The 20,507-nt window shown below is 62.7% G+C and carries 19 protein-coding genes; 6 read left to right on the top strand and 13 right to left on the bottom strand.

Features of this window, described 5'->3' with window-relative positions:
• Window positions 1-180 precede the first annotated feature (180 nt).
• The 3 genes from ELX51_RS11500 to ELX51_RS11490 are packed head-to-tail and all read left to right on the top strand — an operon-like array spanning window position 181 to window position 3,305.
• The gene (locus ELX51_RS11500; protein ID WP_127753647.1) at window positions 181-1,332 is read left to right on the top strand and encodes a fumarylacetoacetate hydrolase family protein; all 1,152 of its coding nucleotides are present in this window, start codon (window positions 181-183) and stop codon (window positions 1,330-1,332) included.
• Between the two features lie 24 nt (window positions 1,333-1,356).
• Entirely contained in the window at window positions 1,357-2,796 is a 1,440-nt protein-coding gene (locus ELX51_RS11495; protein WP_127753646.1) for an aldehyde dehydrogenase family protein, read from the top strand.
• Window positions 2,797-2,816: 20 nt separating this feature from the next.
• Window positions 2,817-3,305, top strand: a complete 489-nt coding sequence (locus tag ELX51_RS11490) for a cupin domain-containing protein (protein WP_127753645.1) — start codon at window positions 2,817-2,819, stop codon at window positions 3,303-3,305.
• 6 nt (window positions 3,306-3,311) lie between these two features.
• Here the strand turns inward: ELX51_RS11490 and ELX51_RS11485 are convergent, their stop codons facing one another.
• On the bottom strand, window positions 3,312-4,640 hold the full coding sequence (locus ELX51_RS11485) for a TIGR03808 family TAT-translocated repetitive protein (protein ID WP_127753644.1): 1,329 nt from the start codon (window positions 4,638-4,640) through the stop codon (window positions 3,312-3,314).
• A 168-nt stretch (window positions 4,641-4,808) separates the two neighbouring features.
• Between ELX51_RS11485 and ELX51_RS11480 the strand changes: the two genes are divergently transcribed.
• On the top strand, window positions 4,809-6,098 hold the full coding sequence (locus ELX51_RS11480; RefSeq protein ID WP_127753643.1) for an O-antigen ligase family protein: 1,290 nt from the start codon (window positions 4,809-4,811) through the stop codon (window positions 6,096-6,098).
• A 21-nt stretch (window positions 6,099-6,119) separates the two neighbouring features.
• On the opposite strand, the gene ELX51_RS11475 is transcribed toward ELX51_RS11480, so the two are convergent.
• Window positions 6,120-7,355 (bottom strand): hypothetical protein, encoded by a 1,236-nt coding sequence (locus ELX51_RS11475; RefSeq protein WP_127753642.1) that lies wholly within the window; start codon window positions 7,353-7,355, stop codon window positions 6,120-6,122.
• A gap of 212 nt (window positions 7,356-7,567) precedes the next feature.
• Between ELX51_RS11475 and ELX51_RS11470 the strand changes: the two genes are divergently transcribed.
• The gene (locus tag ELX51_RS11470; RefSeq protein WP_164854847.1) at window positions 7,568-8,890 is read left to right on the top strand and encodes a Wzz/FepE/Etk N-terminal domain-containing protein; all 1,323 of its coding nucleotides are present in this window, start codon (window positions 7,568-7,570) and stop codon (window positions 8,888-8,890) included.
• A 6-nt stretch (window positions 8,891-8,896) separates the two neighbouring features.
• Here the strand turns inward: ELX51_RS11470 and ELX51_RS11465 are convergent, their stop codons facing one another.
• The 7 genes from ELX51_RS11465 to ELX51_RS11435 all read right to left on the bottom strand — a co-directional run bounded on the left by ELX51_RS11465 (window position 8,897) and on the right by ELX51_RS11435 (window position 16,417).
• The gene (locus ELX51_RS11465) at window positions 8,897-10,087 is read right to left on the bottom strand and encodes a GNAT family N-acetyltransferase (protein WP_127753640.1); all 1,191 of its coding nucleotides are present in this window, start codon (window positions 10,085-10,087) and stop codon (window positions 8,897-8,899) included.
• Window positions 10,088-10,192: 105 nt separating this feature from the next.
• Window positions 10,193-10,894 carry a phosphate regulon transcriptional regulator PhoB gene (gene phoB, locus ELX51_RS11460; protein ID WP_127753639.1) on the bottom strand — a complete coding sequence of 234 codons (702 nt, stop codon included), beginning with the start codon at window positions 10,892-10,894 and terminating at the stop codon, window positions 10,193-10,195.
• Window positions 10,895-10,990: 96 nt separating this feature from the next.
• On the bottom strand, window positions 10,991-11,698 hold the full coding sequence (gene phoU, locus ELX51_RS11455) for a phosphate signaling complex protein PhoU (protein ID WP_127753638.1): 708 nt from the start codon (window positions 11,696-11,698) through the stop codon (window positions 10,991-10,993).
• A 28-nt stretch (window positions 11,699-11,726) separates the two neighbouring features.
• A complete protein-coding gene (gene pstB, locus ELX51_RS11450) occupies window positions 11,727-12,509 on the bottom strand; it encodes a phosphate ABC transporter ATP-binding protein PstB (protein ID WP_127755266.1) in 783 nt (260 codons plus the stop codon).
• Window positions 12,510-12,591: 82 nt separating this feature from the next.
• Window positions 12,592-13,959, bottom strand: coding sequence for a phosphate ABC transporter permease PstA (pstA, locus tag ELX51_RS11445; RefSeq protein ID WP_127753637.1), 1,368 nt, complete (start codon window positions 13,957-13,959; stop codon window positions 12,592-12,594).
• 1 nt (window position 13,960) lies between these two features.
• Window positions 13,961-15,337: a phosphate ABC transporter permease subunit PstC gene (gene pstC / locus ELX51_RS11440; protein ID WP_127753636.1), complete on the bottom strand. Its 1,377-nt coding sequence runs from the start codon at window positions 15,335-15,337 to the stop codon at window positions 13,961-13,963.
• Between the two features lie 57 nt (window positions 15,338-15,394).
• On the bottom strand, window positions 15,395-16,417 hold the full coding sequence (locus tag ELX51_RS11435) for a substrate-binding domain-containing protein (protein ID WP_127753635.1): 1,023 nt from the start codon (window positions 16,415-16,417) through the stop codon (window positions 15,395-15,397).
• Between the two features lie 317 nt (window positions 16,418-16,734).
• On the opposite strand from ELX51_RS11435, the gene ELX51_RS20045 reads away from it, so the two are divergent.
• Window positions 16,735-16,878 (top strand): hypothetical protein, encoded by a 144-nt coding sequence (locus tag ELX51_RS20045; RefSeq protein WP_164854846.1) that lies wholly within the window; start codon window positions 16,735-16,737, stop codon window positions 16,876-16,878.
• Between the two features lie 63 nt (window positions 16,879-16,941).
• Here ELX51_RS20045 and ELX51_RS11430 read toward each other — a convergent pair whose 3' ends face one another.
• From ELX51_RS11430 to ELX51_RS11415, 4 genes are read right to left on the bottom strand one after another with little or no spacing between them, the layout of a single operon-like run.
• The gene (locus tag ELX51_RS11430; protein ID WP_127753634.1) at window positions 16,942-17,697 is read right to left on the bottom strand and encodes an SDR family NAD(P)-dependent oxidoreductase; all 756 of its coding nucleotides are present in this window, start codon (window positions 17,695-17,697) and stop codon (window positions 16,942-16,944) included.
• A complete protein-coding gene (locus ELX51_RS11425; protein ID WP_127753633.1) occupies window positions 17,688-18,704 on the bottom strand; it encodes a 2-dehydropantoate 2-reductase in 1,017 nt (338 codons plus the stop codon). Before ELX51_RS11425 ends, ELX51_RS11430 begins: the two co-directional genes overlap by 10 nt.
• A complete protein-coding gene (locus ELX51_RS11420; protein ID WP_127753632.1) occupies window positions 18,701-19,402 on the bottom strand; it encodes a creatininase family protein in 702 nt (233 codons plus the stop codon). Before ELX51_RS11420 ends, ELX51_RS11425 begins: the two co-directional genes overlap by 4 nt.
• Window positions 19,399-20,463: a GntR family transcriptional regulator gene (locus tag ELX51_RS11415; protein WP_127753631.1), complete on the bottom strand. Its 1,065-nt coding sequence runs from the start codon at window positions 20,461-20,463 to the stop codon at window positions 19,399-19,401. The genes ELX51_RS11420 and ELX51_RS11415 overlap by 4 nt, the downstream gene beginning before the upstream one ends.
• Window positions 20,464-20,507 lie beyond the last annotated feature (44 nt).

Genomic DNA, 20,507 nt, shown 5'->3' with positions numbered 1-20,507 from the left:
ACTCCATCAGGGGCGGGGAGACTTCCCCAGTCAATGCGTCAGTATTGCGGCACAGCTGAACCGAAGTTGAACAAGGCTGTGGGTAATCGTTTAGCGCAGCCGAACGCTTCGGGCGCCGCGAGGTCTTGCGCGAGCGGGCGCTCGAGAGTAGTCAAACCCCATAAGCGGAGGGAGCATTATATGAGCGGGCAGGATTATCCCGAGGGCGTGTTGCTGGGGCGGGCACGAGTGCCGGGACACAACCATCCACGCGTGGTGACGGTGCGGGACGACGTGCTGCTGGACATCACGGCGCCCGGTTTTGCCACAGTGCGCGACATTGCCGAAAGCGAAGATGCGGCGGGATATGTCAGTTCAGCGCGTGGCACGCCGATCGGTCCCGTGGAGCCGGTGCTGCGCAACAGCCATGCCCCCCAACTCGATGCCAGCCAGGCAAGCCTGTTGTCACCCATCGATCTGCAGGCGATCAAGGCTTCGGGCGTCACTTTCGTGGTGTCCCTGCTCGAGCGCGTGATCGAGGAGCAGGCACGCGGCGACAAAAGCCGCGCCGATTCCCTTCGCACAGAAATTCTCGACCTCATCGGCACGGACTTGTCCGAACTGGTGCCGGGCTCGGAAACGGCCGCACGCGTCAAGGCAGCGCTGATCGAGCGGGGCGTGTGGAGCCAGTACCTGGAAGTCGGCATTGGACCTGACGCCGAGATCTTCACCAAGGGCCAGCCGATGAGCTCGGTGGGGTATGGCGCCGATGTGGGTCTGCACCCCGTATCGAGCTGGAATAATCCCGAGCCCGAGGTGGCGCTGGTGGTCACCAGCAAGGGCGCGATCATCGGCGCGACGCTGGGCAATGACGTCAATCTGCGCGACGTGGAAGGCCGTTCGGCGCTGCTGCTGGGCAAGGCCAAGGACAACAATGCCTCGGCTTCGCTCGGCCCGTTCATCCGCCTCTTCAGCGGCGACTTCACGCTCGAAACGGTCAGCAATGCCGAGATTACGCTGCGGGTGGAAGGTGAGGATGGCTTCGAACTCGATGGCCATTCGTCCATGAGCCAGATCTCGCGTACGCCGGAATCGCTGGTTGCAGCCACGATCGGGGATCACCATCAATATCCCGACGGCCTGGTGCTCTATCTCGGCACCATGTTCGCCCCGGTTAAGGATCGCGGCGGCGCCGGCAAGGGTTTTACCCACAAGCTGGGCGATGTGGTGTCGATCTCGACCCCTTCGCTGGGGAAGCTCACCAACCGGGTGCAATTGTCCACCCAATGTCCGCCCTGGACCTATGGCGCCAGCCACCTGCTGCGCGATCTGGCCAACGCGAACCTGCTTTAAGGCTTTTCGGAAAGGCACGAAACCATGACTGACCTCTACCAGAACCTGATCGACGGCGAATGGGTCGGCTCGGATGGCGCCGAGAACATCAATCCATCCAACACGGCCGAAGTTGTGGGTGTTTATGCACGCGCCTCGGCCGAAGACACCAAGCAGGCCATTGCTGCGGCCAAGGCGGCATTTCCCGCCTGGTCGCGCTCGGGCATTCTCGAGCGCCATGCCATCTTGCGCAAGGCCGCCGACGAGATCCTTGCCCGCAAGGCCGAACTGGGCGAATTGCTGAGCCGGGAAGAAGGCAAGACCCTGCCCGAAGCCATCGGCGAAGTGACCCGCGCGGGGCAGATCTTTGACTTTTTTGCCGGCGAAGTGCTGCGCCTGACGGGCGAAGTGGTCCAGAGCGTGCGCCCCGGCGTCGGTGTCGAGATCACCCGCGAGCCCATCGGGGTGATCGGCATCATCACGCCCTGGAACTTCCCCATTGCCATCCCGAGCTGGAAGATCGCGCCGGCGCTTTGCTATGGCAATACCGTCGTGATCAAGCCGGCAGACCTCGTGCCCGGTTCGACCTGGGCCATTGTCGATATCCTGCAGCGCGCGGGGCTGCCCAAGGGCGTGCTCAACCTCGTCATGGGCAAGGGTTCGGTCGTGGGCCAGACTCTGCTCGACAGCCCCGATGTGACTGCCATCAGCTTCACCGGCTCGGTCGGCACCGGCAAGCGTGTGGCTGCGGCTTCCATCGAGCACAACCGCAAGTTCCAGCTCGAAATGGGCGGCAAGAACCCGGTCGTGGTGCTGGACGATGCCGACCTCAAGGTCGCGATCGAAAGCGTGGCGCAGTCGGCGTTCTTCTCGACCGGCCAGCGCTGCACGGCCTCTTCGCGCGTGATCGTGACCGAAGGCATCCATGATGCGTTCGTCGAGGGTCTGGCGGAGCGCGCCCGCAATCTGCGCGTCGGCCATGCGCTGGACAAGAACACCGAAATCGGACCGGTGGTTGATCCCAACCAGCTCAAGCAGGACACCGACTATATCGCGATCGGCAAGCAGGAAGGCGCCAAGCTGGTGGCCGGCGGCGAGCGCGTCCAGAAGGACACCGAGGGCTACTTTCTCCAGCCGACGCTCTTTACCGAAACCACCAACCAGATGCGCATTTCGCGCGAGGAAATCTTCGGGCCGGTCGCTTCGGTGATCCGGGTCAAGGATTATGAGGAAGCGCTCGCCGTTTCCAACGACACCCCGTTTGGCCTGTCGGCGGGTATCGTCACGACCTCGCTGAAATATGCCACCCACTTCAAGCGCAATGCCGAAGCGGGCATGGTGATGGTCAATGTGCCGACGGCGGGCGTCGACTTCCACGTGCCGTTTGGTGGCCGCAAGGGCTCGAGCTACGGCCCGCGCGAGCAGGGCAAGTATGCGGCCGAGTTCTTCACCGTGGTCAAGACCGCCTATACCGCGGCCGGCTAGGCCTACCCAGGAGGGCAATGATGGACAAGGCAGACCCGCGAGCGGCGACCCCATTGGCCATCATTGCCGCCGAGGCCCCGGTTCGCACCAAGCCCTCCAACTATCCCCCGGTGTTCGCGGCGCGGATGGAAGGGCGGGTCAAGCAACCGCTGGGCGATCTGTTCGGGTTGCGCAATTTCGGCGTCAATCGCACGACGCTCCATCCGGGCGCGGTCAGCGCCCTCCAGCACCGGCACAGCCGCCAGGACGAGTTCGTTTACGTGCTCGAAGGCGAGCTGTGGCTAGTTTCGGGCGAGACCGAGATGCGGCTCGAGGCGGGGATGTGCGCCGGCTTTGCCGCCGGCGGCATCAGCCACCATCTGGAAAACCGCTCCTGGGAGCCCGCGATCTATCTCGAGATCGGCGATCGCAGCCCAGGCGATGTCGGCAGCTATCCCGATGACGACCTCGTCGCCAACCACACGCCCGAGGGCTGGCGTTTTACCCACAAGGACGGCACGCCGTACTGAGGCGGCTTAGCGCAGCGTATTGCCGGACACGGTGAGGGTCGGGAACTGCTCCGCATCGTCCTGGAGGCGCGTCGAGGCGATCTCGCTCCAGCGCGCGCCCACGAGTGGATGCAGGGTTTCGGAGATCAAGTTGCCGGTGATCCGGGCGGCTCCGGCCCCCTCGGCGACGCTGACGACGATGCCGCGCTCGGTGCCGCGGATCAAATTGTCACTCACGAGCACATCCCGCAGGAACGGCCCCCAGCCCACGCCGATGCCGATGCCGGGCACGGTATCGATGATGTTGCCTGAGATGACGGCGTCGGCTTCGGCGGCGATGCCATAGGGGTTGACGTCGGGATTGGTGCGCGAGGTCGCGGTGATGTTGCGCACAATATTGCCCGAGCACATGGCGAGGCGCCCGCCATTATCCCAATTGGTCATGGAAATACCGCCGGCGGCGCCATCCACCAGATTGTTGGCGATGATCGAGCCGGCAAAGGCAAACTCGGAATAGATCGCGATCTCGCCGCCATTGGTGCAGGTATTGCCGGTGATCTGGGTGTCGTTGGCCGTGTTGAGGCGGATCGCCGAAAAGGCGCAGTCGCTGATCTGGTTGTCGGAAACGATCACGCCGTCAGCGCGGAAAATGTTGATGCCATTGCCGTTCTGGCCATTGCCGCCGTCGCGCCAGTCGATGCTGCTGACCGCATTGTTGGTGATGATGGAGCGATCCCAGCCCGGTTCGCTGCGCCAGATCAGAATGCCGCCATTGCCGCAACCGGTGATGCGGTTGCCAGAGATGAGCAGGCCCAAGCTGTCGATGGAATAGATGGCGGCGTCGGCGCTGCGCGAAAAGCTGCAGCCGGTGATGGAAGCGGCACTGCGCGCAAGGAGGAGGCCCTGGGCCGGGGCATCGGTGAAGCGGCAATCGCGCAGCGTGGTGTCAGTGGCGTCCACCAGTTGGACGAGGCCGGTATCGCTGCGGCCGGTGCCATTGCCGTTGCCGGCGAAGGTGAGGCCATCGAGGATGACGTCGGCGGTGTTCTCGATGGAAAGGATGCTGTCGCCTCCGGCGGCGAGCGCCAGGATGGTCTGGCCGGAGCCCTGCAGGCGGAGGGGAGCCGTGATGCGGATATCGGTGACCGTGTAGGTACCGGAGGGGAGGGCGAGCGGCTGCCCCAGGCCGGTGGCGGCGTCGATGGCGGCCTGCAGGGCGCCGGACTGGTTGGCGCTCGACGTGCCATCGAGGCCAAAGGCTGATGCGTCAACGGCTGGTTCGGCGCGCAGGGGGGAAGCTAGTGCTGCGGCGCTCGCCATCACACCCAAGGCCAAGATGCTGCGTCGCTGGATCATTGCCGATACTCCTTTGTTCAAGGCTAGCGAGTTGCGGCGAGAGCGGGGTTAAAGCGCGGCGGGGCGGGACCAAAATCCCTCCGTGTGCTTAGCACTTCCTTCACGCGCAACTCCGTAGTGTTGCCGCGATAGGCGTCAGGCGGCGCCGCAGCGCTGCAGGGCCGGCTCATGGCTGAATTGGCGGGCGCCTTTGCGCCTCACACAGGTACCGGCACTCGGCTAGGGCGCAGCTTCCTGCGCGACCGCGCGCTCTGGCTGTTACACGCAACGGTGGCGATATGGGTGTTCTCGGGTGGCGTCGTTCTGTTCGAGCCATCGCCTTACGAGTTCAGCTTCGTGCTGGTGCTTGCCATGGCACTGGCTGCGGGGATGAGCCTTTTTAGTTCGACTATCCCGTTGCTGCTGCTGACGACGGCCTTTATCCCGTTCGGGCTTATCGCGGCATTCCAGGTGCGCTACACGCCGCTGACGGAGGCATTCACCTTCGTCGCGGTGACGATATTCCTGTTCATCACCAGCTATTTCGTCGCGAACTTCGTGGGTGAAGCTCCGGAACGGCGGGTCCGGCTGATCGTGCGCGCGTATATGGCTATCGCCGTGTTGTCGGCGGTGCTCGGCGTCTTGGCGTATCTCGGCCTCATGCCCGGCGCTGATGCCTTTGTGCTGTATGGTCGCGCCAAGGGGCTGTTCAAGGACCCCAATGTGTATGGGCCCTTCCTGATCTTGCCGGCCATGTATGTGCTGCGCGACGTGTTTTTCCTGCGCGGCGGCAAGCTCTTGATCCCCGCCATCTTGTTCATGCTGGTGATGATCGGCGTGTTCATGAGCTTTTCGCGGGCGGCATGGGGGCATTTTGCCCTGTCGTCGCTGCTGGTGTTCGGCTTGTGCTTTTTTCTTGAGGCTTATGCCCGCGACAAGGTGCGGATGTTGCTCCTAGCGCTGGCGGGCTTGTTCGTGATCATGATCGCGTTCGCCGGACTGCTGAGTATCCCGGCAGTGGGGAGCCTCTTTGAGGAGCGGGCCAGCGTCACGCAGGATTATGATACCGGCGATACCGGGCGGTTCGGGCGGCAGGGCTATGCGTTCGACCTTGCGCTGTCGCATCCGCTGGGACTTGGACCGACCGAGTTCCACAATCTGCGCATCATCGAGCAGCCGCACAACACCTATGTCACTGTGATTCAGGCCTATGGTTGGGGTGGTGGCGCCTGTTATTACCTGCTGGTGCTGGCGACGTTGTGGCGCGGTTTCCGCGGCCTGGCCGACCGGAGCCGCCGCAAGCTGCTGATCCCGGCGCTGGCCGTGTTTATCCCGTTGGCGCTGCAATCGGGCGTGATCGATACCGATCACTGGCGGCATTATTTCCTGGTCGTAGGGTTGATCTGGGGCGTGACTGTCCGGGCCGATCCAGACCTGCGGCTGCCCGCTTTGCGCAAGCAGGCCGCCCGAGGGCTATGACCCTCAGGCGGACGGGAAGCGTCAGCCCATTGCGAGCAGGCCCCCCAGCACGATCATCGCCAGCGTAACGAGCATGGAATAGGCCAGCAGAATGGCGAGCGGCGGTGCGTGTTCGGGCTTAAGGGCCCGCGCCAGCAGCAGCAGCAGGATGGGCAGCCAATCTAGGGTGAAGCGCTGGGCGGCATATTGCGAGAAGCCGTTGGAATGGTAGAGCAGCGTCAAGCCAAGAATGGCGGCGCAGGTGCCCAGACCCCACCAGAAGCTGCGGTTCCAGTTACCCAGAAACACCCACAACAGCACTGGCGTGACGAGGAATAGGGACGCGCCATTGGTGTCAAAGCCGCCCATCTCGGTCAGATAAGGGCCGGTGAAATCCACATGCGGGCCGGCGATGAACATGTAGATGAAGTTGAAGATGAAGTAAGCGGGGGCAAAGATCCCGATTTCGCGTACCCGCGAGACAAGGAAGTTGCCCGCTGTCTCCCCCGTGTCGAACTGGGGTGGGAAGATATAGTTGTAGCCCGTTTCGGCGAAGGAATCGAAGCGGACATAGTTGTAGGCGAGGTAGATCAGCACCCCGAGAACGGGGAAGGCAGCAAGGGTAAAGGCTCGCCGCCATGCGGCCCGATCGATGCGGAACAGGGGCACGCCATCTTCGAGCAGGAGGATGTAGAGGAAGGGCAGGTAAAGGATCGTCATCTGCCGCGACAGGAAGGCGAGCGTGATGAAAAGCCCCGCGAGCAAACCGTTGCGGCGCACCAGCGCGAAGTAGATCGCTGCCGTACTGAACAAGGTCCCCCAGCTCTGGGCGAAAAACCAGACCCGGTCGCCCCGAATGGTGACAAAGGCGAGCGGCGTCGCGAACAGCACCAGAAAAACGAGCAGGACGGCCAGATCGCGGTTGAGCTGTATCGACGCGTTGGCGATGCGCCACCAAAGCCAGCCGGTGAGGCCAAAAGCAAGGATCGTCAGCGGCAAGAAGAAGTGAAAGCTGCTGCCGAACAGGGCTACGAAGGGCAGGATGACCAGCCCGGGCGCGGGCGGAAACACCACATAGGTGCGGCCGTTATAAAGCGCGCAGTCGCCGTCAAAGCAGGGCCCCGTGGTATCGAGCCGCCCTTCGAGCCAGGATTGGGCGAGCAGCGCGTAGCTGTTGGTGCCGGGCACTTCGCGCAAAATCGAAACTGCCATGACGGCGAGGAAGGCGAGGACGAGCCCGCCCAGCACCACTGAGATAACAAGACGCTTGCTGTTCACTTCTGCCCCCAATTATTGGGCAAAAACCTAGCCAGCAAAGAATGAAGAAAATCTCGCTGCAATTAGCAACAATTGTGAGGGAAGATGATTGGGGCTGAGCGCCAGTCGTGTTGCTGTTTCTATGCTTTCCCAAGCATTTCCACCCGCGGTTAACGGCGTGAACATGGAAAGGCACTAGGCTGCCCCCGTTCCTGCCGGTAGAGGCCAGTTGCTTGCGCGCGTTTGACTCCCAGATCGACCTTTATCAGCTGCTCGGAATTATCTGGGCGCGCCGGTGGGCCGCGCTGCTGGTGCTCCTTGTGGTGCCCGTGCTGGCATATATTGCCGTGTCACGCGTTCCCCGGCTTTATGAATCTTCGGCCACGATCTTGGTGGAGCCACGACCCAACTACTTCGGGGCGGGTCAGCCAGCGTCCGTATCAGTTCCGGACCGCGCGACCATTTCTAGCAATGTGCAATTGCTGCGCTCACGCGACACTTTGATGGATGTGGTGGCGCAGCTCGGGCTGGCGCAGCAAGCCGAGTTCAACGGCGGCGAAACGGGGCAAGCGGCGTTTGACGCGGCGGTGCTGGCGCTCGATGAGCGTACGCTGGTAACGAGCGAACTGGGAACCGCGATAATCTGGCTGAAGACCCGGGCCCATGCGCCCGAAGTGGCACGCCAATTGGCGCTGAGCATCGCCGAAACCGCGATCGCCCGGCGGGCGCAGCAGGGGCTCGACGATGCCCGGCAGGCATTAGCGTGGCTTGAGAGCACGATACCGGAGTTGCGGCAGCGAGTGTTTCAAGCCGAGGACGCTGTGGCTAAGTTCCGCATTGCGCGGGGGACGATTGGGGACCTGCCGGAGGGCAGCATGGTTGGCAGCCAATTGAGCGACATGGCGGGGCGACGGCTTGCGGCTGAGGAGCGCAGTTCGAGCTTCAGGGCGCGTGCGGCGGTGCTGCGGCAGCGCCTGGCGCTAGGAGGTTCGCTGGTGGGCAGCACGGAACTGGCGGCGGATGCAAGGGGCAGAAGTCTCATTCAGCTCCGGGCCAGTCTGCAGGGACAGCTGGCGCAGCAAGCCAGCAGTTTATCGTTCAACCATCCGAATGTTCTGGGATCGCGGGCGCAGATTGCGGACGTCGATGCGCAACTCGCTACCGCGGCGCGGCACATTGCTGACCAGATGGATCGGCAGGCCGAGACTGAAGCGGCTCTGGCTGCGGCACTGGCGGCCGACCAGCAGATCTTGCAACAATCCGTCGGCGGGGAAGAGCGCGACAGCGTGGCCCTCGCGGCGCTGCAGCGCGATGCGGCGGCGCAACGTAGCGTCCTCGAGCGTTACCTGCAGCAGGCGGAAGCGGCGCGGGCTCAGGTAGACGGGGGCGCTGCATTCCCTGATATGCGCCTGGTGTCGCATCCGGTGGTGTCGAGTGCACCGGTTTCGCCCAAGACCGGGCTGGTACTGCTGGCGGTGATGATCACGGCGGGAGCGCTGGTGTTGACCTATCTGATCGTCACGAGCCTTGTGGCCCGTCGTCCGGCTGCAGGATAGGGTCGATCAGTCGGGTTTTGGCTGGCGCCACTGGCGCAGCTGCTTGGCAAAGCTCCAAAGCTTGTCGTTCTGCTTGATGTGCCGCTTAAGCGCGCGCTTGCCATTAAGGAGGGCGGCGGCGGCAGTGCCCTTGGCGCTTAGCGCAATCGCCGCGTCGTTGATCGGCGTCTTCTGGGTCCAGGAGGTTTTGTAGGCGAAATCGCCCACGCCCATATCGATGCTGCTGATCCCGGCGGCGATAAGATCTTCCACCAGCAGGAACATCAGGAGGCCCACAAGGCTGTATTTGGAGGCCGGCCCGTCCGTGTTGGAGTTGATGTATTGCGAATAATGGCAGGGGGAATAGGTGCCTACCGCCGTCGCCACGATTTCTTCGCCGACATAAAGCGCATGGAGCGCTACGGCCGGCTTGTCCTCGCTGGCGCCGGCAATGGCCCCATCCCGGAACAAGGCGCGGAAGTGAGGCTCGGCAAAGACATTTGGCACGCCCATTTGCCGGAATCGCACGGAGCGATGCTCAAGGAAGGCAGCATGGACTTGGTCGATGTGCTCGAGCGTTGTGGCGCGGCGCAAGGTGACGGGACCCAGCGTTTCCTCGAGCCGGCGACGCCCGCGCAGGATATCGACCCGCCTCTTTTTGGGGAGCGTTTCGAGCATGGTGGGCGCAATGTCGGCATAATAGAAATGGTCTGGCGAAGGCTGATGGGGAAAGCTGAGCAGGGGATTGTCTATGCCTCGCCATTGGGGAGGCAGGTGCTCGAAGCTGAGCACATCGACGCCGGCCTCGTCTCGCAATTGGGCAAAGGCCCGGTTCAGCACGGGTCGGGTAAGAAGCGCCGCAGCATCGCGCCGAACAGGCATCCAGTCGCTGTTGCCAAAGGAGGAGCCGGGAATGGCCGCAAAGGTGCAGCCGGCCTTGCGATGAAGATGCAAGGGAAGCAGGGCGGCGGGGCTGCCATCGAATTCGATCTGTAGGGTGACGAAGTCCGCATCTTCGAGCTGCTGGGCGCGGGCAATCTCGGCAATCCAGTCGAAGCGCTGGTAGGGCGTGAAGATCGCCTCGCGCTCAAGAGCGCGCCACGCCGGCTCGGCAGCGGCGAGGCCGCGCTGCAGGGTGATGCCGCCGCCGGACGTCGTGGAACCCGGAGCCGGCTGGTTGGCAAGCTCGTTGATCAGGCGTTGATCCGTGGTGGTCATGCACTGCCCCGCCGTTCCCTCAAGAAAACAGCGTTAGCAGCCGGCTTTTAACAAACCGCTTGAGCAGATCGTTACAAAATCATCAACAGGCGAGAGCAGGATCGCTCAGGCGGGCTGGGCGAAACGCTCGTCAAAGGCATAACCAGCGCCCCGCACCGTGCGGATCGGATCGGCATCGCGGCCCCGGTTGATCGCGCGGCGCAGGCGGCCGATGTGCACATCAACGGTGCGTTCATCGACATAAACCTCGTTGCCCCAAACGCCGTCGAGCAACTGCTCGCGCGAATAAACCCGGCCGGGATGGCGCATCAAATATTCCAGCAGGCGGTATTCAGTAGGGCCAAGATGGACGTCGCGGCTGCCCCGGCGCACCCGGTGAGTGGTGCGATCGAGTTCCAGGTCACCCAGCTTGAGCGAGGCGGTGACGAGATTTGGGCTGGCGCGGCGCAGCAGGGCCCGCACCCTGGCAACCAGTTCAGGCACCGAGAAGGGCTTGACCATGTAGTCATCGGCGCCGGTCGCCAAACCCCGGATGCGCTCTTCTTCCTCGCCACGGGCGGTCAGCATGATGATGGGGATCAATGCGGTTTCCTGGCGGGCACGGAGGCGCCGGCACAACTCGATGCCGGAAATTTCAGGCAGCATCCAATCGAGCAGGATCAGATCGGGAACCTTGTCCTTGATATGCTCGAGCGCATCATTGCCGGTTTCGGCCGTGAGCACCGCAAAGCCCTCTGCCTCGAGATTGTAGCGCAGGAGGATCGAGAGGTCTTCTTCGTCTTCGACAACAAGAATTGTGGCTGGCATGGGTTACCCTCCAGTCGGGCTCATTGGCCCGATTGTTCAACTGCGCACTCCCTTTCCCTAGGGGCAGGGTGGCGCCAAAATAAACCTTGGTGCGTGCTATGCTTTGATTTGCGTGCGGTGCAGTTCCTGAACGTCGCCCGTAAGCTGCCGGCCGGTTTGCAGGTAGTAGGCCCGCTCGGCAATGTTGGTGGCGTGATCGCCGATCCGCTCCAGGCTTTTGGCGCAGAACAGGAGGTGGGTGCAGGTGGTAATGTTGCGCGGATCTTCCATCATATAGGTCAGAAGTTCGCGGAAGAGCGATGTGTGCATGGCATCGACCTCGTCGTCGCGATTGCAAACCTCGATGGCAGCGGCAGCGTCGCGGTTCGAATAGGCATCGAGTGCGTTCTTGATCTGGCCCAGCACCAGCGCCGTCATGTTCTTGACGCCGTTATAGAAGGTGGGCTGCAGGTTCATGCCTTCGAGTTTGAGCGAGCGGCGGGCCAGTTGCTTGGCCATGTCGCCAACGCGCTCCAGGTCCTGAGCGACGTGGATCGCGGTGATGATGGCGCGCAGGTCCGAAGCCATGGGCTGGCGCCGGGCGATCATGGACACAGCCATGTCGTCGATGCGGCGCTGCATGTCGTCGATGCGCTGGTCGGCGATGATGGTGAGGTCGGCCAGTTCGCGGTCAAGCTTGAGCAGCGACTTGGTGCCGTTCTCGATGGCGAGTTCCACCATGCCGCCCATTTCCGCGATGGCCTGGGCAAGCGCGACCAGTTCGTCGCTGTAGGACGTTACGATGTGGTCTTTAGTGGCGGGCATGGCGTTTCCTCCGTTGGTGCCGGGCAAATCAGCCGATGCGGCCCATGATATAGTCTTGCGTCTGCTTGTGGACCGGGTTGGTGAAGATGTCTTCGGTCACCCCTTCCTCGATCAGCTTGCCCAGGTGGAAGAACGCGGTTTTCTGGGACACACGCGCTGCCTGTTGCATGGAGTGGGTGACGATCACGATCGTGTAGTTCTCGCGCAACTCATCGATAAGTTCTTCGATGATTGCGGTGGCGATCGGATCAAGGGCCGAGCAGGGCTCGTCCATCAGGATGACCTCGGGGCCGACCGCGATGGCGCGAGCAATGCAGAGACGCTGCTGCTGGCCGCCCGACAGACCGGTGCCGGGCTCGTTGAGGCGATCCTTGACCTCCTCGAACAGACCGGCCTTGCGGAGCGAGGAGACAACGATCTCGTCGAGATCGGACTTGTTGCGCGCTAAGCCGTGAATGCGCGGTCCGTAGGCGACGTTCTCGTAGATGGATTTGGGGAACGGGTTGGGCTTTTGGAACACCATGCCGATCCGGGCGCGCAGTTCCACCACGTCGAGCGCGGGATCGTAGATGTCTTCGCCGTCGAGCTTGATGGTGCCGCCGACTCGAGCGCCTTCGATGGTGTCGTTCATGCGGTTGATGCAGCGCAGGAAAGTCGACTTGCCGCATCCCGAGGGGCCGATAAACGAGGTCACCGCGCGATCGGGGATGTCGATGGAGATGCCGAACAAAGCCTGCTTGGCGCCGTAATGGACGGTTACGTCCCGGGCTTCGATCCGGATAGGACGATCCAAGGCGGCAGACGGGTTCATGGCGCTAGTCACTGATTGTTGGGTCAACTTCACCTTACCGGCAAGCATGTCCATTTTCGATGTCCTTGTTGCGTGAGGTCGATCAGACGCGCTTTTCGAGGCGCGAGCGCAGATAGATGGCCGTGCCGTTCAGCACGATCATGACGCCGAGCAGCACCATGATGGCCGCTGCCGTCCGCGGTTCAAAGAAGTTGCGGTTCTCGTTGCCCTGCCAGAGATAGATCTGGACGGGCAGGGCGGTGGCCTGATCGAGCGGGGTAGCGGGCACCTGGGCCACAAAGGCCTTCATGCCGATCAGCAGGAGCGGGGCGGTTTCGCCAAGGGCGTGGGCGACGCCCAAAATGGTGGCGGTCAGGATGGAGGGAAGGGTGACCGGCAGCACATGGTGGAACACCATTTGCGTCTTGCTGGCCCCCATCCCCAAGGCAGCCTGGCGCAGGGCGGGGGAAACGCCCAGCAGCGCGCCACGGGTCGCGATGATGATGGTGGGAAGCGTCATCAGCGTGAGCACGAGGCCACCGACGAGGGGCGCGGAGATGGGCAGGTGCATGTAGTTGATGAAGACCGCGGCGCCGAGCAGGCCGAAGACGATGGAGGGCACGGCGGCCAGATTGTTGATGTTGACCTCGATGAAGTCGGTCAACCGCGACTTGGGGGCAAATTCCTCGAGATAGATCGCCGCGGCAACACCGATGGGAACGGCCAGGACGATCACGATCAGCATCATGTAAAGGGAGCCCACAAAGGCACCCAGCAGGCCCGCGGAGGCCGGCGCGGCGCGGCTATCGGCATTGGTGAACAGTGACCAGGCAAAGCCATTGGTGACGGTGCCGTTCGCCTCAAAGGCATCGATCACGCTACGGGCGGCCGGTGACAGCTGCTGCTGCGCGTCGCCGAGCGAACGGTTGATGTTGCCCTTGATCCAATTGTCGGCGTTGGCCGAGGCGAGAACGTCCACCGGCACAGTGCGGCCAAGCAGCGCTGGATCGGCAACGAACATCTCCCGGAGTTGATGGCGGGCATTGGTTTCCGGAATCGAGAGGAGTTCGCGCGAGGTGATCTCGGTCCCCGGCGGCAGCTTGGCGAGGAGCGCGGCCTCAAGGATGCGGTTCCAGTTCAACAAAGCCAGTTCACGCCGCCAGCGCAAATCCGCCGCCTGATATTCCGCGGGCGAGGCGAATGCGGTCGCCAAGGGCGCAGGGCCGACATCGATGATGGCGGGATCGAAGAACACCTCCAGATGCAGGTTGGACTGGACGAAAGCCGGGATCCCCTTGCGGGTCACATCCACGAACAGGAGGGCGACAAAGCCCAGCGCCAGAACAATGGCGCCGATGCCCAGCCCTCGAAAGATAGCTTCGTTCCGGTGCCGGCGGCGCAAGCCCGACCGGACCAGGCGCGTGCGCTGCTGGGAGATTTCGCGGGGGGCAGTGGTGAGGGTGGTGGCCATGTTACTCGTACTGCTCCCGGAAGCGGCGGACGATATAAAGCGCGAAGATGTTGAGGCAGAGGGTAATCACGAAGAGGGTGAGCCCCAGGGCAAAGCCGACGAGGGACTGAGGGCCGGAGAAATCGGTATCGCCGGTGAGCTGGTTGACGATGGACACGGTGATTGTCGCAACGGGCTCGAAGGGGTTGCCGCGCAGCACGGGTGCATTGCCCGCGGCAAGCACCACGATCATGGTTTCGCCAATGGCGCGGCTGACGGCCAGCAAAAAGGCGCCAACGATGCCCGGCAGCGCGGCGGGCAGCAGCACTTTTCGGATGGTTTCGCTCTGGGTGGCCCCAAGCCCGTATGAACCATCGCGCAGAGTGCGTGGCACTTGGTTGAGAATGTCGTCGCTGAGCGAGGAGACGAAGGGGATGATCATGATGCCCATGACAATGCCGGCGGTGAGGGCGCTGGTGGCATTGATGTTGAGCCCGACCAGACGGCCGAAGTCGCGCAGGAATGGCCCGACGGTCACGAGTGCGAAAAACCCGAAGACGATGGTCGGAATGCCGGCCAGCACCTCGATCAAGGGCTTGGCGACGGCCCGCAGCCGGCGCGGCGCATATTGGCTGAGATAAATGGCGGCCATCAGACCTAAAGGTACGGCCACCAGCATCGCGATGGCGGTGATCATCAGCGTGCCGGCGAGGAGCGGGAGCAGCCCGTAACGCCCGTAATTGCCGGCAGCGGGGGCATTATTGGGGGCCCAAACTGTACCGAAGAAGAAATCGAGCGGATGGATGAAGGTGAAGAAGCGGATGGCTTCGGTCAGCAGCGACGCAACAATCCCAAGGGTGGTGAGGATTGCGACCGCCGAGCAGAGCAGCAAACCGATGTTGATGACCCGCTCCACTGCGTTGCGGGCGCGAAGACGGGCAGTGATGCGCTTGCGGGCGTAAAGAAGCGCGGCACCACCACATAGGGCGGCGACCAGCAGCACGCCGGCACTGGTGAGCATTTGGAACCAGCGCAGGTGTTCCCCGGCGGCTTGCTCATAGGGGGCGACTTCGCCAGCAACGCCAAAGCCCGAGGCGATAGCCTGGATGCGGCCGATGGTGGCGTTCAGGCCGGTCTGGTCGAGCGACTGGAGGGTTTCGAGGGGAATCTGCCCGACGATGTAGTTGTGGGTGATCTGGCCACCGAACCAGGCCCAGAGCAGCAGAACCAGCAGGGCGGGGATCATGGTCCAGATGGCGGTATAGGCACCGTGGTATTGTGGGCGCGAATGGACCTTCTGGCCACTGGTTGTTGCAAGAGCGCGGCTGCGCGACCAACCCGTCTGGTAGGACAAGCCGAGCAACACCAGCAAGAGGCCGGCAACAGCAAGGGAATTCATGCGATGCTCCCGCACATAAGGGAGCGGGCCACCTTGGAGGGTGGCCCGCTGGATCGATTACTGGGTCGGGCCAGCTTCGAAAGCGGCCATAACTTCTTCGGTTTTTTCGGCGGGCTGGGGGATCAGGCCGGCAGCTTCAAGCACGCCGCCTTCGCCGGAAACGGCCTCTGACAGGAAGAAGGCGACATAATCTTCAAGGCCCGGGATGACGCCGATATGCTGGCCCTTGACGTAAAAGAACAGCGGACGGCTGACAGGGTATTCACCTGCTGCTACGGTTTCCTTGGAGGGCGTTACACCGTCAACGGTGGCGACCTTCAGGGTATCTGTGTTCTGCTCGTAAAAGGAGAGGCCGAAAACGCCGACGGTGTTGGGGTCAGAATTAAGACGCGCCAGAGTTTCGGTGTAGTCACCCGAGATCTCGGTGACCACGTCCTGACGGTAAGTGGTGCAAGCGGCTTCCGCTTCGTCCTCGCTCAGCCCTTCAGGCAGACCGGCTTCCTCGCAACCGGCGTCCACAACGCGTTCCTGGAACACTTCACGCGTGCCGTGGTTCGAAGCGGGAACCGCCAACATGATCGGCTGGTCGGGCAGCGAGGGATCGATTTCGGACCAGTTGGTGTAGGGATTGTCCACGAGTTCGCCGTCCACAACTACCTTGTCTGCGATTGCCTTGTAGACATGAACAGGGGTGAGGGCAAAGTCGGGGCCCGATGCGGCAGAGGCAAAGACGATGCCATCAAAGCCGAACTGGATTTCGCGGATGTCAGTCACGCCGGCGGCGGTGCAGGCTTCGCGCTCGCCGTCGCGGATCTGGCGGGATGCATTGGCAATGTCGATGGTGTTGTCGCCAACGCCAGCGCAGAACTGGGACAAGCCACCGCCCGTGCCGCCCGAGCCAACCACTGGCGTATTGAATTCAGGGAAAGCTGCGCCGAATTCTTCAGCGACGATCGACGCGAAAGGTAGAACGGTGGAGGAGCCGGCGATCTGGATGGTATCGCGGGTCTGGGCGAACGCAGCAGTGGAGCCGGCAACAAGCGCAACGGCTGCAGCACTGGCAAGAAGTGCAGTTTTCATGTGGTTCCCTTTTCGGAGTTCGTCTTTATCGTGTTAGCCGATCCGGCAAGTCCGGGCCCGCGCTGTGACCCGGCCAACCTATGAAGCCGTGGCGACGGTTTTATTACGGAAGTGCAACACCTGTGTGACGGTGCAAGTCATTGCCGCTACGGGCGAATTTCAATGACAACGCCACGCTTGCCAAAGGACGGGCTTTCCCAGGCGGCATAGGTGAGTAGGCATGCCACGGAGTGCCTCGGGCGATCCGCTGCGGGATTACACGGGCAGAATTGAACCGCAGGCGAGATCTGACCGTTAGCTCAGGGACAGGAGGCCCTATGAGAAACGTTCTTATCGCTCTCGCAATTTTTCTGGTTCTCGGCATCGGGGCCGTCGTGGTCAGCTCGTTCAATGCCGCAGGTCCGCAGCGTGACGTCACGGCACCAGAGTCTCTGGAAGGCGGCGCCGAAGCCTCCCAGTAGCCGAGTCTACCGGATCAGCGTTGATCCGATGGAGGTGGAGCCGCCCTGGGGCGGCTTCCTTGGTCAGGCGCGGCCGCCGTCGACGCTCAGGATCTGGCCGGTGATCCAGCTGGCGTGCTCGGACGCGAGGAACAGCACGGCCTTGGCGATATCGGCAGGATCGCCCAGTCGCCGCAGATGGATGGAGTCCACCAGCGCCTTTTGCCCGGCTTCGCCATAGCTTTCCCATTGCCGCTGGGTGGCGGGATTGGACAGCACAAAGCCAGGGGCGACACTGTTGACCGTGATGCCGTGGGGCCCAAGTTCCAACGCGAGCTGCTTGGTCAGGCCCACAAGGGCGTGCTTGGCTGAGCTATAGGCCTGGATGCCGGTCAGGCTCGGGCGCAAGCCAGCGCCCGACGCGATGGTGACAATGCGTCCGCCTTTTTGTGCTTTCATGCCGGGCGCTGCGGCCTGGGCGCACCAGAAGGCAGCATCGACATTGGCGGCGAAAAGCTGATGCCAAGCCTGCTCGGACACGTCCTCGAGCGGTTGGGCCACCTGGCCCCGCACGCCCCCGGCCGCCAGAGCCAGAACGTCAATGCCCCCGAGCAGGGCATTGATTTCGCTGAACCTTGCCTGCACCTGACTGCGGTCGGACAGATCAAGGGTCATGGTGTGTTCAGCACCTGCGGCCTTGGCTTCGACGAGGCCTTGTGGGTCCAGGTCAAGAGCCACGACGCGGGCGCCGGCGTCAGCGAGAGCCGCAACGATGTAGCGGCCAATGCCTTGGGCGGCGCCCGTGACGACCGCGCGTTTACCGGTGAAATCTAGCTGCATGCTGCCAACAACTCGTCCAGAACGTCCCAGGACTGGGGGCGGCCATTTTCCACTTCGTGCACCAGCTCAACCAAGCGCTTGGTGATCGGGGCCTCGACGCCCGCTTCCTTGGCCAGATCGATGATAATGGCGAATTGCGCGTCCACCTCGGTCTTGCGCTTGCGCACGGCGATGTCGCGCCATACGCCCGAATGGGTCTTGGCGGTGTGGCGGTTGTGTTCTTCCATGGCGGCAATGGAGCGCTTGGCGTCCTCGGTTGAGGAGCCCGGCATGAAGGCGGCGGGATCAAAGCCGTTGAAGCCCAAGGGCGTCACGCCACGGGCGCGGGCAACTGCCATCACTTCACGGCCAAGGCCTTCAAAGACGGCGGCGTGCTTGGCGCTGGCGAAGTTGTCCGACATCGAGGCTGGGGTGAGGGCGGTGGCGAACAGCATGCCGCCATAGCCCATCTTGCCCCAGAGATAGCCCCAGATATTGGTGGTGAGCTCGGCGTCGGGCTCGTAGAGCGAGAACAGGCGGTGCACTTCGCGCATCCGGTCGGTGACCGAGCCGTCGAGCTCGCCGATCGCCACCTTGCCGCGATTGCCGAGGAGGATTTTGCCCGCTTCGAGCCAATCGGCGCCGAAATTGACAAAGCAGCCAATGGTGCGCTCGGGGCCGATCAGCTTGCCGATGGTGAGTTCGTTAAGGCCATTCTGGGCCGATACGACATAGCCGTCTTCAGCCAGGAGCGGACGAAGAGCCTCGATGGCCGCTTCAGTGTGCTGCGCCTTGACCGCCAGGATCACGGTTTTGAACTTTCCGGTGACCTCAGCGGGCAGCGCCGCCTTCATGGGCTGAGTGAAGGTTTCCACCGGCCCTTCGATGAGCAGGCCATTTTCGTTGATGGCAGCGACGTGCTCGGGGACGATGTCCACCAGCAGCACATCCTCGCCGGCGCGGGCCATGAAGGCGCCGAGCGTGCCGCCAATGGCGCCGCCGCCCCAGATCAAGATGGTGTCGGTCATGCCCAGCCATCCTCGATCAGCGCGCGGGTTTCCGCAACGGCAACGTCCCAGATCGCCTGCATGTCTTCGTCCGAGCGCTGGTAGCGGCCGCCGAAATTGCCGTCGCCCAGGTATTCCTTGACCTTGCCGGCGTCCATGGTCTTGAGCTTGTCGAGGTCGGCCATCGGCTTTTGCTCGTCGGGCATGCCGATATTGGGCAGGCGCGTCCAGGGGAAGTTCTCCATCCAGGAAGCGTGCGAAGCCACGGGATCGATGGCGTGCACCTTGGCAAGCGTCTTGGGCGCGTTCCACCAGTTGTGCCAGCGAATGCGGCAATCGGGGTTGCTGTTGAGCCATTCGAGCGCGGCCGTCTGGCCGGGCGTGTTGCCGCCATGCCCGTTCACGAACAGCACCCGCTTGAAGCCAGTGCTCGCGAGGCTATCGAGAATATCGGTGATGATGCGCCCATAGGTATCCATGCGCAGCGTGATGCTGCCGGGATAGGTGGCGAAATAGGGGGTGATGCCAAAAGCCAGGGCCGGGAACACCGGAATGCCATAAGGTTCAGCAGCTTCCACCGAGATCTTCTCGGCAAGAATCGAGTCCACCGCATTGCTCAGATAGGCGTGCTGTTCGGTAGAGCCGAGAGGCACGATCGCCCGGTCATCCGATTTCAGGTAAGTTTCAACCTGAAACCAATTCATGTCGGCGATTTTCATGCTGTCTCCTTGGCAGTGGTATTGTTTCTCAGGGTATCAAGCAGCGGCAGGACGTGTTGCTGCACGAAGGTGCGGTCCGGCGCGTGCCGGTATTCGAATGCCTGCTGATGGGGGGCGACCTTGCCGGCCATCCAGTCGAGGCCGGTGGCATAAACCACGACGTCGACCTGCTCGATAAAGCGTTCGAGCTCGGGATCGTCGGCCATGGTGATCGCCGTGCTGGTCACATGAGGGCAAAAGCGCATGACGCCGGACTTCATCATCGCCATGAACTGGGGGAAGATGGAGACGATGCCGACCCGCATGCTTGGATCGAGGCCGGCGAGGCGGGTTCGGGTGGCCTCCGAGGCAATAAACTGAAGGCCGAGCACCGGGATATTGGTGCCAACGATCTGCTCGACTTCAGCCCGCCGGTTGGCGAAGGTTAGGATCAGGTCGGCAGGGGGCAGGGGCGATCCATTGCGCAAGGCATCGACGGTTACTGCCACAAGAGTGTCAGTTGCGGGCAAGTTCGGGCGAATGTGGTCGGCATAGGCCTGGGTCGCATCGGCAAACAAGCCCACCAGCACGAGATTGAGCCCGTTTGCTTGCTGGAACCGCAGATGGCCAGCGCGACCGGCAATCATGGCGGTGATCCTGCCAGCGTCCACGCCCAGGCTTTGCCCCAGTTGCAGCAGGGCGTCGATGGCGGGGTTAAGCCGCTGGAACACCGTGGGGTCGGGCAAGCTCTCGGTCTTGGCTACGAATGTGCCCGAACTGCCGCGCGTTTCGATCAGTTTTTGCTGCTTGAGTTCGTTGTAGACGCCTACAATGGTCATGGGGGCTACGCCGGCGCTTTCCGCCAGCTCGCGTACAGAGGGTAGCCGCATTCCGGACGGCAGGTCGCCGAGCGCAACGCCATATTGGATAAGGCCCTGGAGCTGCACGCCGAGTGGGACGGGCAGGGAGCGGTCGAGTTTCGCAGCAAATGTGGCCAGGATTAGCTCAGCCTGCGCATGTCCTAGGCGGTCAGAACGATTTGATCGTTTTTCCGGCAGATTAGTGCGAGGAGAGCTTGACATCAAGGGCCGATCTGGTTCCGTTTGGGCGCAAGCGTTCTAGTCAG

The organism is Devosia sp. 1566, assembly GCF_004005995.1.
In the GTDB taxonomy this organism is placed as follows: Bacteria; Pseudomonadota; Alphaproteobacteria; order Rhizobiales; family Devosiaceae; genus Devosia.
This window is presented reverse-complemented; position numbering and strand designations above follow the sequence as displayed.